This is a genomic window from Janibacter sp. CX7, assembly GCF_024362365.1.
Classification (GTDB): domain Bacteria; phylum Actinomycetota; class Actinomycetes; order Actinomycetales; family Dermatophilaceae; genus Janibacter.
In genome coordinates this window covers 781,151-796,931 of the sequence record NZ_CP101464.1, presented here as the reverse complement: position 1 = coordinate 796,931, position 15,781 = coordinate 781,151, and the positions used below count along the sequence as shown (strand labels likewise).

General features: G+C 62.8%; 12 protein-coding genes. 8 read left to right on the top strand and 4 right to left on the bottom strand.

The window, feature by feature from the left end; translation table 11 throughout:
* Positions 1 to 110: 110 nt before the first annotated feature.
* The 6 genes from NMQ01_RS03970 to NMQ01_RS03945 all read left to right on the top strand — a co-directional run bounded on the left by NMQ01_RS03970 (position 111) and on the right by NMQ01_RS03945 (position 6,575).
* Positions 111 to 1,913 carry a nucleoside-diphosphate sugar epimerase/dehydratase gene (locus NMQ01_RS03970; RefSeq protein WP_255185577.1) on the top strand — a complete coding sequence of 601 codons (1,803 nt, stop codon included), beginning with the start codon at positions 111 to 113 and terminating at the stop codon, positions 1,911 to 1,913.
* Positions 1,910 to 3,070, top strand: coding sequence for a DegT/DnrJ/EryC1/StrS aminotransferase family protein (locus NMQ01_RS03965; RefSeq protein WP_255185576.1), 1,161 nt, complete (start codon positions 1,910 to 1,912; stop codon positions 3,068 to 3,070). The genes NMQ01_RS03970 and NMQ01_RS03965 overlap by 4 nt, the downstream gene beginning before the upstream one ends.
* Entirely contained in the window at positions 3,067 to 3,678 is a 612-nt protein-coding gene (locus NMQ01_RS03960) for a sugar transferase (RefSeq protein ID WP_255185575.1), read from the top strand. Before NMQ01_RS03965 ends, NMQ01_RS03960 begins: the two co-directional genes overlap by 4 nt.
* Complete coding sequence (locus NMQ01_RS03955; protein WP_255185574.1) at positions 3,671 to 4,315, top strand: acetyltransferase; 645 nt, start codon at positions 3,671 to 3,673, stop codon at positions 4,313 to 4,315. Before NMQ01_RS03960 ends, NMQ01_RS03955 begins: the two co-directional genes overlap by 8 nt.
* 44 nt (positions 4,316 to 4,359) lie before the next feature.
* Positions 4,360 to 5,298, top strand: coding sequence for an NAD-dependent epimerase/dehydratase family protein (locus NMQ01_RS03950; RefSeq protein ID WP_255185573.1), 939 nt, complete (start codon positions 4,360 to 4,362; stop codon positions 5,296 to 5,298).
* A 149-nt stretch (positions 5,299 to 5,447) separates the two neighbouring features.
* Complete coding sequence (locus NMQ01_RS03945) at positions 5,448 to 6,575, top strand: O-antigen ligase (protein ID WP_255185572.1); 1,128 nt, start codon at positions 5,448 to 5,450, stop codon at positions 6,573 to 6,575.
* Here the strand turns inward: NMQ01_RS03945 and NMQ01_RS15945 are convergent.
* The 4 genes from NMQ01_RS15945 to NMQ01_RS03930 all read right to left on the bottom strand — a co-directional run bounded on the left by NMQ01_RS15945 (position 6,511) and on the right by NMQ01_RS03930 (position 13,333).
* Complete coding sequence (locus NMQ01_RS15945; RefSeq protein ID WP_369694859.1) at positions 6,511 to 7,824, bottom strand: glycosyl hydrolase family 28-related protein; 1,314 nt, start codon at positions 7,822 to 7,824, stop codon at positions 6,511 to 6,513. The genes NMQ01_RS03945 and NMQ01_RS15945 overlap by 65 nt on opposite strands.
* A 76-nt stretch (positions 7,825 to 7,900) precedes the next feature.
* Complete coding sequence (locus tag NMQ01_RS03940) at positions 7,901 to 8,992, bottom strand: acyltransferase (protein ID WP_255185571.1); 1,092 nt, start codon at positions 8,990 to 8,992, stop codon at positions 7,901 to 7,903.
* On the bottom strand, positions 8,989 to 10,197 hold the full coding sequence (locus NMQ01_RS03935; RefSeq protein ID WP_255185570.1) for a hypothetical protein: 1,209 nt from the start codon (positions 10,195 to 10,197) through the stop codon (positions 8,989 to 8,991). The genes NMQ01_RS03940 and NMQ01_RS03935 overlap by 4 nt, the downstream gene beginning before the upstream one ends.
* 919 nt (positions 10,198 to 11,116) lie before the next feature.
* Positions 11,117 to 13,333: a glycosyltransferase gene (locus NMQ01_RS03930; RefSeq protein ID WP_255185569.1), complete on the bottom strand. Its 2,217-nt coding sequence runs from the start codon at positions 13,331 to 13,333 to the stop codon at positions 11,117 to 11,119.
* Positions 13,334 to 13,482: 149 nt separating this feature from the next.
* Between NMQ01_RS03930 and cysD the strand changes: the two genes are divergently transcribed.
* Both cysD and NMQ01_RS03920 read left to right on the top strand, forming a co-directional pair.
* Complete coding sequence (cysD, locus tag NMQ01_RS03925; RefSeq protein WP_255185568.1) at positions 13,483 to 14,397, top strand: sulfate adenylyltransferase subunit CysD; 915 nt, start codon at positions 13,483 to 13,485, stop codon at positions 14,395 to 14,397.
* Positions 14,397 to 15,728 carry a sulfate adenylyltransferase subunit 1 gene (locus tag NMQ01_RS03920; protein ID WP_255185567.1) on the top strand — a complete coding sequence of 444 codons (1,332 nt, stop codon included), beginning with the start codon at positions 14,397 to 14,399 and terminating at the stop codon, positions 15,726 to 15,728. Before cysD ends, NMQ01_RS03920 begins: the two co-directional genes overlap by 1 nt.
* Positions 15,729 to 15,781 lie beyond the last annotated feature (53 nt).

Genomic DNA, 15,781 nt, shown 5'->3' with positions numbered 1-15,781 from the left:
TCAATCGGCGCGTTGAGACCTGGTCAGAAAGTGGCTCCGATCGCCTATACGATGAGGCCGCAACGCCCCAACGAACGACGGTTGGCATGCGCGCGAGGGAGGCACAAAGGGTGGGCAAGGCTGGGGCGACATCTGCATCAACACGGTGGCGCTGGGCGGGGATTGACGGGGGGCTCTGGATCGGGGCTACCGTCGCTGCGGTCTTTCTACGATTCGACTTCAGCTTCACGGAGGCGCTGGCAAGCGGCACCCTGCTGTTTGCCTTGCTCTCCGCAGCCGCCTACTTGGCGCTCGGCGGGCTAGCCGGCCCGTACGCAGTGGGCCACTCCCGCGGTTCCTTCGAGGAGATCGTCGACCTGACGAAGACGGCATTGATCGTCGGCCTGCTGGGTCTGGTTGTGAACGCGTTGCTGCCGGCGCAGCTCGTCCCGCGGTCGGTGCCTCTAACCTCTGCACTGGTCGCTGCCATGGCCATGTTGGCTGCACGTACCGTGCTACGTACGCGGCGGGCTCGGCACCGTGCCACAGATGACGACCGTCGCGTCATAGTCCTCGGTGCCGGCGAGGGTGGCCGCCAGCTCGTGCGCACGATGCTCCGCGACCCCAAAGCCGGCCTCTTACCTGTTGCGCTGGTCGATGACGATCCGGCCAAGGCACGCTTGAGCATCGACGGGGTACGCGTGCGCGGCACCCGTCACGACATCGCCGCGCTGGCGGACCAGACCAACGCGTCAACTGTGGCCGTGGCCATTCCATCCGCGAACTCTTCCCTCCTGGCCGAGGTGCGGGAGCTCACACGCGACGCAGGCCTCGACGTCCTCGTCCTACCCCAGACGAGCGAACTCTTCCGCCGTCCGACCGGCCGCGACTTGCGCGCCCTGGATCTTGCCGACCTCCTGGGGCGCCGCCCGATCGAACTCGATTCCGCTGCCATCGCCGAGTCGATCAACGGCAAGGTGGTCCTCGTCACCGGCGCCGGCGGTTCAATCGGGTCCGAGCTGTGCCGCCAGATCGCGAAGTTCGGCCCACGCAAGTTACTCCTGCTCGACCGCGACGAGTCCGCCCTGCACGCCACCCAGATCAGCATGTCCGGGCGCGGACTGCTCGACAGCGACGACACCGTCCTCGCTGACATCCGCGACCCAGGACGACTGCAGGAAATCTTCAGCGAGCACCGGCCACAAGTGGTCTTCCACGCAGCCGCCCTGAAGCACCTCCCGCTGCTGGAGCGCTATCCGATGGAGGCGTGGAAGACCAACGTGCTCGGCACGCTCAACGTCCTGCAGGCGGCCTCCGACCACGGCGTGGAGACATTCGTCAACGTCTCGACGGACAAGGCAGCCAATCCGACCAGTGTCCTCGGCTACAGCAAGCGCCTGACGGAGAGGCTGACGTCCGAATTCGCCGCACGCGACGACAACACCTACGTGAGCGTCCGCTTCGGCAATGTGCTGGGCTCGCGAGGTTCCGTGATCACCGCTTTCACAGCGCAGATCGAGGCGGGCGGCCCGGTGACTGTGACCCATCCCGAGGTCGAGCGGTATTTCATGCTCATCCCCGAGGCCTGCCAGTTGGTGCTTCAAGCAGCAGCGATCGGCGCCGATGGCCAGGTGATGGTTCTCGACATGGGCACACCGGCCAAGATCAACGACGTGGCCACTACCCTCATCGACCTGTCGGGACGAGACGACATCGAGATCGTCTACACCGGTCTGCGGCCCGGCGAGAAGCTTTCGGAGGAGCTCTTCACCCCCGGGGAGGACATCCAGCAGTCCGCCCACCCACTCGTCAACCACGTCGACGTCGCGGCCCTAACTCCACACGATGTGCTGGCAGCCGACTCCGCGAGCGACACCGTCGCTTACATGCGAGCCGAGGGCCTGCGCGGCAACCACGAGGTTTCAACCGCATGAGCGAACGCATCCTGATGTCCCAGGCCGTGGTCTCCGACCTTGAAGAAGAGTTCGTCCTCGACGCCCTGCGTTCCGGGTGGGTCGCCCCCCTCGGGCCGCACGTCGACGCCTTCGAACGCGAGATCGCTGAACGGGTCGGAGTGGAGCATGCCCTCGCGCTGAGCTCGGGCACCGCTGCCTTGCATCTCGCGCTGCTCCATCTGGGCGCTCGACCGGGGGCCAAGGTGGTGGTGGCCAGCATGACCTTCGCAGCCACGGTCAATGCTGTGGTCTACACCGGCGCCGACCCGGTCTTCGTCGACAGCCTGACGAGCGACGGCAACGTTGATGTCGAACTCATGCTCGACGCGGTGAGATCCCTCCAGGCCGAGGGCGAGACCGTAGTCGCGGCGATCCCGGTCGACCTCTTCGGCCGGGCTGCCGACTACTCGGTGGTCGAGCCCGGACTGGCCGAGCTCGGCGTCCCGCTCCTGGAGGATGCGGCGGAGTCCTTGGGCGCCTCGCTCTCCGGCCGTGCCGCCGGCTCCTTCGGCCGGGCCGCCGCCTTGTCCTTCAACGGCAACAAGATCATGACCACCTCGGGTGGTGGCATGCTCCTGAGCGACGACGCGGAACTGATCGACCACGCACGGAAGCTGTCGACCCAGTCCCGTGAGCCCGTGCCGTGGTACGAGCACACCGAGATCGGCTACAACTACCGCCTCTCCAACGTGCTGGCGGCTCTTGGACGGGGCCAGCTGCAGCGCCTCGACGGGATGATCGCCCGTCGTCGGGAGATCCGTGACCGCTACGCAGCCGCCTTCGCCGACCTGCCCTTGCGCTTCCTCGGCCGAGACGACGCCGACCGTGACGACTCCGACGACAACTGCTGGCTCACCACCGTTGTCCTCGACCCATCGCTGGTTGAGGAGCGAGGGAGCGGCACCACCCCCGCAGACAAGATCGTTGAGGCCATGTCCGCCCAGCAGATCGAAGTCCGCCACCTATGGAAGCCGATGCACCTTCAGCCGGTCTTCTCCGACGCCCGCTCCTTCACGACCGGAGTCAGCGAAGACCTCTTCAGCCGAGGGGTCACCCTGCCCAGCGGCCCCGCCCTGACAGACGCCCAGATCGACCGCGTCATCGATTCACTTACGCAGGTGGTCGAGGCTCCATGAGCTACCGCGGCAAGCGCGCCCTCGACCTCCTGGTTGCCGGGCCCGCCCTGGTCCTGTCACTGCCGGTCCAAGCCATCACCGCGATCGCCATCCGGATCAAGCTGGGCCGACCGGTGCTCTTCCGTCAGGCTCGCCCCGGCCTCAACGGTGAGGTCTTCGAAATGCTCAAGTTCCGCACGATGCTGCTCCCGGATCCCGAGCGCGGTCTCGTGACGGACGCCGAACGCATGACTCGGTTGGGCGCCTTCCTGCGCAGCACGAGCCTCGACGAGCTGCCGACGCTGTGGAACATCGTCCGGGGAGACCTGTCCGTCGTCGGCCCCCGGCCGCTCCTCGTGCAGTACCTCGAGCGCTACTCCCCCCACCAAGCCCGTCGCCACGAAGTCCGCCCGGGCCTCACCGGGCTTGCTCAGGTCAACGGACGCAATGCGATCTCATGGGAGGAAAAGTTCGCGTACGACGTCGAGTATGTCGACAAGCACGACTTGGCGCTCGACGTGCGGATCATCCTCCGCACGGCGCTCCAGGTGCTCCGGCGGGATGGCATCTCTGCCGGAGGCGAGGCCACCATGCCGGAGTTCATGGGCTCCACGGTGCCTGATGCGTGACCTCGTCATCGTCGGTGCCGGTGGGTTCGGCCGCGAGACCATCGACGTCGTCCGTGCGATCAACTCCGTGTCTCCGACGTGGCGACTGCTCGGGGTCGTCGACGACGCCCCGTCGGAGGCCAACCTCGAGCGTCTACACGCGCTCGACGTCGACCACCTGGGCACGCTCAGCGACATTCCGGCGGACACCGCTGTCGCCGTCGGGGTCGGCAGCCCGTTGGCGCGTACAGCGATCGTGTCTGCGCTGTCGTCACCCGGTCGCCACTTCCCCGCCCTCATCCATCCGACCGCCATCGTCGGCAGCCAGTTCCGCCACGGCGAGGGCCTGATCGTGCTGGGCGGGGTCTCGATCGGGACCAATGTCCGCCTCGGGCAGCATGCCCATCTCAACGGTCACGCCGTGCTCGGCCACGACACTGTCTGTCACGACTTCGTAAGCATCAACCCCAATGCCACCCTGTCGGGTGAGTGCACCGTGGGCGCACATACCCTCGTGGGAGCCAACTCAACCGTGCTGCAGCAACTGACGCTTGGTGCAGGAGTGACGGTGGGCGCAGGCGCCTGCGTCACTCGCAATGTCTCTGACGGCACTACCGTCGCAGGAATCCCGGCGCGCCCTCTTCAAAAGCGGGCCTAGAGCAGTCCAACAGGTTCACACGACAGACAGGATCCCTTCCAACGATGCGCATTCTCATCACAGGTGGAGCTGGCTTCATCGGATCCAACCTCGCAAAGACAATGATCGAGGCTGGCCACACCGTTACAGTTATTGACGACCTGTCGACCGGCTACGCCGACAATCTCGACAACATGAACATTGAGTTTCACCACGCATCGATACTCGACGAAGGAACGCTCGACCAAGCAGTCGCTGGACAAGACTCAATTGTCCACCTCGCCGCACTTGGCAGCGTCCCGCGCAGCATTCGCAACCCTGGCCGCTCGCACGAAGTCAACGCGACCGGCACGTTGAAGGTCCTCGAGTCAGCTAGGCGCGAAGGCGTCGGGCACGTCATTATGTCCAGTTCATCCTCAGTTTATGGATCAAATCCCGCCCTGCCAAAGCATGAACGCGAATGGGTCCGCCCCATGAGCCCTTACGCGGTGAGTAAGTTGGCTGCTGAACAGTACCTTCTCGCCTACCAAAGCGCCTACGACATGCAGACTCTCGCCTTCCGGTTCTTCAACGTCTATGGGCCTGGGCAAAGAGCCGGGCACGTCTATGCAGCAGTAATTCCCATCTTCCTTGACGCACTGCTCCGAGGAGAACCACTCCCCATTAACGGCGACGGAACCAACTCCCGGGATTTCACCTACGTGGGCACGGTATGCGAAGTCCTGAAAAGGGCAGTGGAGAATCGTTCCGAAAGCCCTGAACCCGTCAACCTTGCATTCGGAACGAACACTAGCCTCATCGAATTGACGGAAAAAATCGCAGAGGTTACCGGTTTCCCAGTGGATCTGGACTTCCGAGCGCCCAGAGCAGGTGACGTGCCACACTCCCAAGCCGCAAATGAAAAGCTGCGCAACCTGTTTCCAAGCCTTCAACCCACATCTCTCACACAGGGTCTCAGGGAAACTTTCGCCTGGTTCCAGTCCACCATCTCCAAGAACTCATGAAGCCCTCTGGAAGTCCCGCAGGACAACCTCACAGCACCCATACTGTTCCGGAACCCTGGTCCATCGGAGCTGCGCTATCAGGGATCACCTTCCTCCTCATCCCTCTCGGCACAACCGCCGACATGGGCATTTCAAGCCTCCCGCTTCCCATGCCCTATCTCGTCGCACCGCTCCTACTGCTCCACACAGTCGGCGCGCGGATGCAGAAAGACCCTGCCGGCAAGGGGCGCATCGAGTCACTCGGACCTCTGGGGCTGTGGAGTCTCATTCCGCTCGCCGCGCTCATCCTGGTCATCCACCCAATAACCTCCAGGGCCGCACTAACAGCCCTCCACTTCATGGTCGGAGTCCTTCTCGGCGCCCTCATCGGTGTGAACTGGCGCAAGGCCGGCCTCGGGAAAAGCTTCATATCCCTTGGCCTACTCGGGTTCACCGCAATTACCGTTGCCCAGCTTGCCCTGATCTTTCTGGAGAGCGGATCGCCAACAGCCTTCCACTCGGAGGCCGTCCTATCGTGGGGCGCATCGAATTATATCGCCGGGGTGCTCGTCACAGCAGCATTCGTTCTCATCGGACAGAAGCCTTTCGCGCGCCTCAGCGTCTTGGTGGGCTTTGCCGCTCTAGTTGCGGCCCTGGGAACCCTCTCAAGAGGTGCCATCCTTGCAGTCGGCGTAGCAGCGGCCGCCCACTTGTGGTCCACAGGACGCACCCCCGCGTCGCGATTCGCCTTGCGCCTTTCATGCATCGGCCTTCCCGTCCTTGGGCTGACGCTTCTCGGAAAGGTAACGGCACTTCGCTCCGTCGGCGGCTACGACCCAACACAGAACACCGATGCCCGGTTCATTCTTTACCGCGCAGCGTGGGATCAGTTCCGGACGAATCCGATCTTTGGCACAGGATGGACTGGATTGGAGGGCGCACTCCCCTCCCAGTTTGTCACCTCCCTAGCCCACAACATTGTCCTTTCACTGCTGCAGATTGGCGGCACGCTGGGAATCATAATGCTGGCGATTCTCTTGCGACTCAATGGAGCCGCTTGGCGCACAGCGAGTGCTCGCGGAGCCATTGCAGGAGCTGCGACGATCAGCATGTCTGACCCCTTCTACGAAGGGCTAGTCGGGTCTATGCTCATTTTGGCCTTCATCGTTTCCGTCACGAGGTATCCCGGGTCGCCCCCAGACGCAAACTCCGATCCACGGACCTCACCTGCGTCTACATCACTTGTGCGGAACCATCGTCAACGAAGCGGCACGCAGTCCCTTTCGGCCAACCCTTGAGTTGGACTCCCTCCAACTTCCACCCCTCGACATCACCTGGCCCCCCGATCCCAAACGCGCCGCGGGCCCCGCGGGACAAATCCCCAGAAATGCGAACCCCGGTAGATCTACCACTAACCGCCTTGCTGATTAGCCCCGAGTTTACTCCCGGATCTCGCAGCGTCATCGCAATGGATGACTGCGAGAGTCCGTAGACATCAATCAGGTTCCCCTCTCCACCAGTAAGCGCTCCAGTTAGCTGGAGGTTCTCCACTCCGGCTCTCTGTCCAAGAGACACTCCTCGAGGGCCGATGCGATCTGCCACCAAACCCACACGAATATGACGTGCGTCATCGATGGCTAGAACCTGCGTTGACACGCCGACCGCCCGAGACACCTCAACTAGTTCAATTCGCACATTCTGCGCCCCGCGAATGTGGACGTCACACCCTTCCACCGGGGCCCCCTGAAGTTTAGAAAGACTGAACCGCCCCACACGCACGTCGTTTACTGGAGAGCCAAACGCCGCAATAACGCCCAAGCCAGTAGCGCCGGCAGTAGAGATCGTGGCTGACCGCAAACTCACCCCGTCCACACGGTCTCCACGATTTGGCTCAATAAGAAAGCCTCCGGGCATCGCGGGCGAAGTATGGGGATACCCCACGTTGAATCCGTAGACGTCACCAAACTTGAGATCCTCTCCGGCGACGATAGACACGACATTGCGGCCGGAGTGGATACTCGACGTAGCGACGATGCGCTCAATGCTGACACGCTCATTAGCCCCGTCACCACCAGCGAGGTAGAGCACATCTCCCGTCGGATCGACGCTCTCCAATAGGTCAATACGAACATCCTGACACTGATCCAGACGTAGAGAATGGCTCACCTCGTCAAAAGGAACCGAACCTCCGTCATCGGTGGCCCGACGATTCCCCACCACATTGCCATCAAGCCGAATGGAACGACAATGCATGTTTCGACACTTAACGAACGAAAGAAGAGGTTGTTGCGCACTGTTCGGCTTCCGAACAAATGCGCCTTGCATATCAAGTTCAAACCCGGCTACGCCTCGAACCATGATTGGCGCCTCTACGACGTAACGACCGGGTGGCACGATCAATGGCCGTCGAGAGCGGGACGCCTCATCAATGGCCATTTGGACAGCGCGAGTGTCATCAGTGACCCCATCCCCCACCGCACCCTTGTCAAGGACCGACAGAGGGGGACGACCATCGGCGCCGATTACGTAGGCGGCGCCTGCCCCCATTAGCCCAAGGCCGCCTCCGATCAGCGTCCTCCGTGAAAGCTTGGAGCCGCGCCACCTTGTGCCCTGAGCCCTCAAGTCACTTCCGTCCATCTCGGACCTTAGAACTCCGGGCACGTGGAACGGGAACCACCGACGTGGCCGCGCGCCGCGCCCTTACCCACCTGAGGGCCGGCCGCTCCACTGCGCACCAGCTGAGGTACGCCACGGGAACAGTTGCGAGGATGCTCACTACGACGAACGCTCCCGGCCCCAGGCCGGACATCCCAGCCGCCGCCATCATTTGTTGAACCGGAAAGGCAAAGACGTACATCCCGTAGGAGAGATCATTGGTGACTCCAACTCTCGTCCAGGTCCCAGGGAGACGCGCACCAAGCCAAAGAATCACGTAGGCGGTCGGGATCGACGCGAGTGAAGTACCCCAACCCGACGCCACAACGAGCCCCAGCGCCGCTAGGGCCAACAGGAATAGCCAGAGCCTACCTGAGACAACACTTCTAAACTTGTAGATCGTCGATCCAGCGAGAAAGAACGGCAACAGATAGGCCACATTTGCGATCGAGCCATCCGCCGAAGCCTGGGCGACAGCGAGCGACAGAAATTGGGCACCGACCAGGGCGACGACCAGGTGTGCCCCCCTCCACAAGACCTTGCTCCACACGACGATGGCGATTCCTGCGTAGCACGCCACCTCGTAGGTCAAAGTCCACAGAGAACCGTTCATAGCGTCTAGAGGATTCCCGCGAAGGACATCTCCGACCCTATTTCCGCCGTCGGTAAACGTCATTGTGTGCCACGCATACGACCAAGCCTCGCTGAAACGCCATTCCGCAGAGTTCAACCACCCAATGAATGGGCTGATAACAAACGCCGTCACTAGCGCACAGAACCAGAGGCCCGGCAATATCCGGAGCAGTCGGGCACGAATATAGGCGCTCTTCCCAGACCCCTCTGCACTTCTGGTGATCAAATAGCCACTGATGGCGAAGAAGCCTCCGACCGACCAGGTGCCCAACTTCAATCCGGCCCAGCTCGGATCAGAAGAGAATCCTGCGATGGGATACGAATGGGACACGATGACGAGACACGCAAGAATCAAGCGTAAAGCATTGAGAGCATTCGCTCGTGGGTGGAATATGTCGTCGAAGGTTATCGGCGAGCGAGCAATCACGAGTTGTACCTTCGCTTGAGGGCGTTCAGGCACCAGAGGCACACCACTACCTCTGCCGCGTTCATCGCCCACATTACGGCAGAAGCCCCACTCGTTCTCGCAGCCAGAACGATCAATGGAACCCCAATTACAGTGCCCGCGATACGGGCAGCGGCCACTTCCCTAACTTGGCCGAGGGGAACAAGCCAGTGAAAGGCCAGAGTGGCACTCAGCGCGACCGGCAGGGCTCCAGCAGCTAGCGCCATGGCTAGCTGGCGGTCTACCGGCGCCACATCGCCAAAGAGGACCTCGGCAATCCACGGTGCGACGACTGCGAGCGCTACCGCTGAGATTGCGCCGCAGATGACCACGAGGACTGATGCCGTGACCCGCTTGCGGGCCGCCCTACCGTCATCGTCGTCAGGAACCCATCCTTGAAGCGCCGTGGTTACCGAATTGGTCCCGAACTGGCCTAATGTTTTGATGCGGAATGCCGAGGCTAGGCTGGAAACGGCTCCCACTTGAAGCCCCGATGCGCTAGCCAATGGCACCGCTAGGCTCGTGTAACCCGCACCGACCACCGACGACAAGGCCAGGGCCACGTTGGTCCGCAGACGATCCGACGCCCCTGGGGGTGCAACCGTCGCTTGACCCCGGGGAACGAGCATTCTGTGGGCCAATGTGACCGGAAGGAGGGATCCCAAGAGCACGAGAGTGGGATAGAAGTACGCGACTCCCGTGAAGTGGACGAAGGGTATGGCCATCAGAGAGGCAGCTAGGCGCGGAAGCGTCTCAAAGTTGAGAATCCCTCTCGGATTCCCCACGCCGACGAAATACCAGCTAGGCGTTAGTCCCCAAGAGGCCATCGCAATCGCCATGGCTACTGCCAGTCCCCGCGCACCGTCAGGGGCGAGCATCGCGGCGGCGACGCTCGCCACGGTGGAAGTGGCCACGAAGCAGTAGGTGCGCGTACGGACACTTTCCAGATAGTAGGCGGCGCGCACATTAGGAGACTCGATTGCGACAAGACTCGGCCCAACAACCGGCCACGCCAGCGCGACCATGATCGCGGCAGCCGCACCGATTCCATAGCCGATTGAGAGACCTACCCACCCGTGTTCGCCCACTTGCGCCACAACGACCGGAAGAACGAGGACTGGGGAGATTGCGGCTACAAGTTGCAGGACGCCAAACTGCAGGAGACGACGCCAAGGCGCTCCCGTCACGGCTGATCATATGAGGGCAGCGTCGGCGGCTTGCCCCTAAGCAGGTGAATCGCGCTGCGAACGATTCCCTTTGAGTGAGAGGTCTTGGGAATATCCACCCATGGCACAACGAACATTCGTCCAACGGACGCTACGGCACATAGGTATCGGGCGCGACGAGGAGGCAATCCCATTGTGATGAGATACATCGCGGCAGACCAAGCAGCGACAGGCAAGACTGTTTCCGGGTACTTGCGACTCGTACCGGAGCGCAGATGATCAAGGCCCCGAAGCGTCGGGTAGGACACCTCGGCGCCCATTTCAATTGCACGTCGCCCAAAATCGGCGTCCTCAAAGGTATAGATGAGGCGTCGATCAAATCCGCCAAGCCTGTTCCAAAGGTCGCGGTCGAACGCCACGATGCTGAATGGCTTGAACGTTGGCTGCTCAGCGAGGCGTTGGACACTGGGCCGCGTTCGAAACAACTTTGCCCTCAGCACTAGCTTTAGCCGTGAAGCGACCCCTCCCCACAGGCTGACTTGTCCTAGAACGTTGGCAACTCCCGGAATTTTTTTCCTGGGCCCCTGATCCAGATAGACTAACTGACCTGGCGGCCTGCCCTGCCATGTCGCGACCTCGGCACGAAGTTCGTCGGAGTGGACCTCGACATCGTCGTTTACGGGCATCAACCAATCCCACGCTCCGACCTGCTCTTGGGCCAGAGTCAAGGCTGCGCCAAATCCGGGATTTGCGCGGATTGACCTGTATGGAATGCCAGTTCCTTCGAGCGAGGATTCGACCCGGGAACTTGTGGGAACGACGAACGGTTCAACGCCGGCCTCTTCGAGTGATTTCACCAGGGCGCCCAGTTCCGAGACGGACCGTGAATAGGAAAGAATTAGCGCCACAACGCGCGGACTATTGTTCAAATCGACGCTCCTCAACAAGCCCGACGATCGGGCCGACGTTCGTACAGTTCCTCATACAAAGCAGCGGTCGCCTCAATAGAGAAGTCTCTTGCCCGCAATCTCGCCATTTCAGAGTGGCGGCGCCATGAAATCGGGTCACGCAACGAACTGAGTGCCCGCGCCGCACTGTCAAGATCCCCGGGCTCGAAGAGAATTCCCGCGTCACCGACGATCTCCGTAAGGCCGGGGACCCGTGGAGCCACAACTGGGAGGCCGGCCGCCATGGCTTCCAGCGCCGCAATGCCAAAGCCCTCATAGGTCGAGGTACTGAGGAATACGTGCTGGCCGGCCAGCAATGCTGGAACGTCATTACGTTGACCTAGAAGTTTGACCTGCCCCCTCCGTGCCGCCGCCTCTCGTGACAAATTGTCCCTTTCCGGCCCATCACCAACAATTACGAGAGCGGATGGAACGAGCACTCTGTCCATGATTTGAATCGCGGCGGAGATATTCTTACGGTGATCTAACCGACCTACGGTAATTACACGTAGCGGGTCCGCAAGTGTTGGCGCGTTGGTGACAGGCTTGATGGCGTTCAAATCAATCCCGTTTGGCACGGTGGTCACGTTTACGTCGTGCCCGATCCTGCCTCGGAGCGCCTCCTCCACCCCATCGCTGATGGCGGCAACCTTTCCATGCCTGCGATAGATCGCCCTGTCCAGATATCGGCCGAACGCTGAATCCGCACGGCGATTATGGGGTGAATGTTCAGTGACGACGGTCTTCCTCCTAGGAAGAATTGCCACAAGCCACACCACAGGGAACAGATGTCCGTGGACGACGTCGGCACCTCCAGCTATGCGAATCATTCTGAGCCACGCCAAGGGGCTCAGCCGGTGTCCGCCCAATACCTGGACGGGTACGTCACGACGCGCAGCCTGCTCCGCCAGATGTGAACTGCCCGATCCCCTGAGAGTGAAGATTCGAGCGTCGTGTCCGGCCCGTCGCTGCTCATACGCAAGTTGGACTACGAGGTTCTCCGCTCCTCCCGGTCGGAGGTCGTTGATAACGTGCGCAACGCGGCGAGAGTCGCTAGCAAGGGAACCCAACGCCAGGGGCTCAAGGAGGGACGCCACCACCTTGGAGGGCTCGAATTCTGTGGCCATCCACTCGCGAGCACGCATCCCCATGGTGCGCGCCTCAGTTGGGTTCTCGAGTACCGCGGACATGGCCGCCGCGAGCTCCGTGGCGCTCTTAACGGTCGTGACCAGTCCGGTCTCTCCATGCCGGACGCTGTCAACGGCACCGGTCGCATCGCTCACGATTGCGGGTACGGCGCATGCGGCAGCTTCCATCACAACGTTGGGGAAGCCTTCGCGATAGGAGGGCAGCAGCAGCGTGTCCATTTGCGCATAGAACGGTCTTAGATCCTCCTGACGTCCGACGCACACCACCCTGTTGTCGCGTTGTAGTGCCTCGAGGTACCGGATGGAATCAGGTTCGTTTTGGGGCCCCACCACCAACACGTTGAACGACCGGTCAGACAGTATGTGGAGTGCCTCAATCAACTCATCGATGCCCTTGTCTCGAGTTAGCCTCCCAACGAATCCGAACGTGGGGACTTCACGGTCTAGGCCCAAGTCCTTGGCCATCTGCGGGTCACGTGAACGTGGAGAAAAGTAGACGGCGTCCACGCCGTGGCTGCTAGCCGGGACCGTTTTAGCCATCTTGCGTGGGTGGTACAACCCGAGCTGCTGAGCACGAGTGAAGGCAGATTCGGAGTTCAGCGTCACGACCGTTGCGAAGGCAGCGGTTAACTTCTCCATGAGCTGCAACACGACCCGCTTTGCCCCGCGGTCACCCTCAAAACGCAGCCCTCCCACGTAGTAGAGACGTTTGCGCGCCCCGAACAGTAGTCCGCAAGCCTGACCGAGGAGACTTGCCTTCGGTGTCGCGGTAACCACCACCTCGGGTCGCACTCGGCGCATCACGGTCAACCATCGGAAGAAGGACACGAGGTCCTGGCGAGGCGAAATGCTGCGGGTCATGGGAACAGCGTGCGTCTCCACCCCCATCTCGGTGCGCAGTGCCTCCAAGTCGCGCCCGGGCGAGGAGACGACGTGCACGTGATGCGTGGTCTGCATTTGCCGGATGAGCTCGCGATGGAAGAGGTTCAACGTTTCCGGGACCGTCGATGCAACCAGCGCGGTGGGCGGCCCCGCGGCCGTTCTGGCCAGCCGAGTACTCATGCCGCAATGTTAGGCGACAGCAGGGCGACGACTGCGACCCTCCGCCGGACCGAGCATCAAGCTCCCGACATCCAACACCTGAACACGAGTTTGGTCATCCATAACAGACAGTTATGCTCCGAGGGTCCCGTTCGAAGAGAGGTTCCCTCGTGCCCACTGCCGCCCCACAGGCTGCCCTGACGCACCTCGACGCCCTCGAGTCCGAGTCGATCCACATCATCCGTGAGGTCGCTGCGGAGTTCGAGCGCCCCGTCCTGATGTTCTCCGGTGGCAAGGACTCGATCGTCATGCTCCGGCTGGCCGAGCGAGCCTTCGCCCCGGCCAAGATCCCCTTCGGCCTGCTCCAGGTCGACACCGGCTTCGACTTCCCCGAGGTCCTCGCCACGCGCGACCGGTGGGTCGAGCGCCTGGGCATCGAGCTGCACGTCGCCTCGGTCGAGCAGGCGATCGCCGACGGCATCGTCATCGACGACGGCAAGACCTCGCGCAACCGGCTGCAGATCGGCACGCTGCTGCACGCCATCGAGGAGCGCGGCTACACCGCAGCCTTCGGCGGCGGCCGACGCGACGAGGAGAAGGCACGGGCCAAGGAGCGCATCTACTCCCACCGCGACGACTTCGGCCAGTGGGACCCCAAGAACCAGCGCCCCGAGCTGTGGTCGCTCTACAACGGGCGCATCCACGAGGGCGAGCACATGCGGATCTTCCCGCTGTCCAACTGGACCGAGCTCGACATCTGGCAGTACATCGGCCGTGAGCAGCTCGACATCCCCGAGATCTACTACTCGCACCAGCGAGCAGTCTTCGAGCGCGACGGGATGCTGCTCACCGCGAGCGAGCACAACCCCCTTCGTCCCGGCGAAGAGGCCCGCGAGCGCACCGTGCGCTTCCGCACCGTCGGCGACCTGACGCTCACCGGCTGCGTCGAGTCCGACGCCAGCACTGTGGACGAGATCATCGACGAGATCTCCGTCGCCCGTCTCACCGAGCGCGGCGCAACCCGTGGCGACGACCGATTCAGCGAGGCAGCCATGGAGGACCGCAAGAAGGAGGGCTACTTCTGATGAGCACCGACACCCTGACCACTCCCCCGCCCGAGACGACGACCGTCGGCACCGACCTCGACCTGGGGCTGCTCCGTGTCGCGACGGCCGGGTCGGTCGACGACGGCAAGTCGACGCTCATTGGGCGGCTCCTGCTCGACAGCAAGGCGATCTTCGAGGACCAGCTCGAGGCCGTCGAGGCCACGAGCAAGTCGAAGGGTCACGACCACACCGACCTCGCGCTGCTCACCGACGGTCTGCGCAGCGAGCGCGAGCAGGGCATCACCATCGATGTCGCCTACCGCTACTTCGCGACGCCGCGGCGCAAGTTCATCCTCGCCGACACCCCCGGCCACGCGCAGTACACGCGCAACATGGTCACCGGCGCCTCGACGGCCGACCTCGGCCTCGTGCTCGTCGACGCCCGCCACGGGCTGACCGAGCAGTCGCGCCGGCACACCGTGCTGCTGTCGCTGTTGCAGGTCCCCCACATCACTCTCGTGGTCAACAAGATGGACCTCGTCGGCTACGACGAGTCCGTCTACACGCAGATCCGCGAGGACTTCCTCGCCTTCGCCGAGCAGCTGCAGGTGCCGGCCGTCGCGACCTTCCCCATCAGCGCCCTCGTCGGCGACAACGTCGTCGAGACCAGCGATGCGATGCCCTGGTACACGGGCACGAGCCTGCTCGAGCACCTCGAGACCGCTGAGAGCGCCGACCTCTTCGAGACGAAGGGGGACCGCTTCCCCGTCCAGTACGTCATCCGTCCGCAGCAGGGCGAGCACCGCGACTATCGCGGCTACGCCGGCCGCGTCGAGGCGGGGACATTCCGCGTCGGCCAGGACGTCGTCGTCCTGCCGAGCGGGGTGCGGACAACCGTCGCCGGCATCGACACCCTCGACACCACCCACAACCAGGCCGTCACCGGGCAGTCCGTGACCCTGCGTCTGGGCGACGAGGTCGACGTCTCCCGCGGTGACCTCATCGCCGATGTCGAGCACTCCCCCGAGGTGACCCGCGAGATCACCGCGACCGTCTGCTGGATGACGACCGGCACGCTGCACAGCCGTCAGAAGCTGCTGCTCAAGCACACGACCCGCACGGTCAAGGCGATCGTCGACGGCCTCGGAGCACGCTTGGACGTCAACACGCTCGAGCGTGACGGCGAGGCCAGTGAGCTGGGGCTCAACGAGGTCGGGACCGTCTCCCTTCGCCTGTCGCAGCCACTCGCCGTCGACGCCTACGCGACCCACCGGGCGACGGGATCCTTCATCCTCATCGACCCGGCCACCGGCAACACGGTCGGCGCCGGGATGATCTCGGGCACCCACGGGGTCGAGTACACGATCTGAGCGCGTCCCCAATTTCCCTTGATTGTTCTGAATGCATTCAGAACAATCAAGGG

Bases quoted from the DNA above. Each gene is read 5' to 3' on its own strand.
- NMQ01_RS03965 (WP_255185576.1), top strand. From the start codon at position 1,910: ATGAGCGAACGCATCCTGATGTCCCAGGCCGTGGTCTCCGACCTTGAA.
- NMQ01_RS03960 (WP_255185575.1), top strand. From the start codon at position 3,067: ATGAGCTACCGCGGCAAGCGCGCCCTCGACCTCCTGGTTGCCGGGCCC.
- NMQ01_RS03955 (WP_255185574.1), top strand. From the start codon at position 3,671: ATGCGTGACCTCGTCATCGTCGGTGCCGGTGGGTTCGGCCGCGAGACC.
- NMQ01_RS03950 (WP_255185573.1), top strand. From the start codon at position 4,360: ATGCGCATTCTCATCACAGGTGGAGCTGGCTTCATCGGATCCAACCTC.
- NMQ01_RS03945 (WP_255185572.1), top strand. From the start codon at position 5,448: ATGCCCTATCTCGTCGCACCGCTCCTACTGCTCCACACAGTCGGCGCG.
- NMQ01_RS15945 (WP_369694859.1), bottom strand. From the start codon at position 7,824: ATGGGGGCAGGCGCCGCCTACGTAATCGGCGCCGATGGTCGTCCCCCT.
- NMQ01_RS03930 (WP_255185569.1), bottom strand. From the start codon at position 13,333: ATGAGTACTCGGCTGGCCAGAACGGCCGCGGGGCCGCCCACCGCGCTG.
- NMQ01_RS03920 (WP_255185567.1), top strand. From the start codon at position 14,397: ATGAGCACCGACACCCTGACCACTCCCCCGCCCGAGACGACGACCGTC.